Genomic DNA, 229 nt, shown 5'->3' on the forward strand with positions numbered 1-229 from the left:
TTGACCTGACGCCCTATCGCGCACTTTGTTATGAATCAGCATAATCGGCTCTGGGGAGTAGAGTCCTGTGGTGTCCAATACCGCGTCAAAGGTGGGTAACGTACCCGTATTATCAGCCATCAATATCCTCGATGTGGGAAACAGAAAGTATGATTAAAGTTATCATCGAACGGCGAATTATGCCCGGACTTGAAGAAGAATTTGAACAATCAGCGCGGGAGGCAATGCG

The 229-nt window shown here is 47.6% G+C and carries 2 pseudogenes; one reads left to right on the plus strand and one right to left on the minus strand.

Going from position 1 to position 229, the window contains the following annotated elements:
* Positions 1 to 120: pseudogene (locus A6R74_RS23040) on the minus strand (sulfurtransferase TusA); the annotation flags it as partial.
* Between the two features lie 29 nt (positions 121 to 149).
* On the opposite strand from A6R74_RS23040, the pseudogene A6R74_RS23045 reads away from it, so the two are divergent.
* Positions 150 to 229: pseudogene (locus A6R74_RS23045) on the plus strand (antibiotic biosynthesis monooxygenase family protein); the annotation flags it as partial.

Origin of the sequence: Halomonas sp. ALS9 (assembly GCF_001651035.1) — a bacterium.
Classification (GTDB): domain Bacteria; phylum Pseudomonadota; class Gammaproteobacteria; order Pseudomonadales; family Halomonadaceae; genus Vreelandella.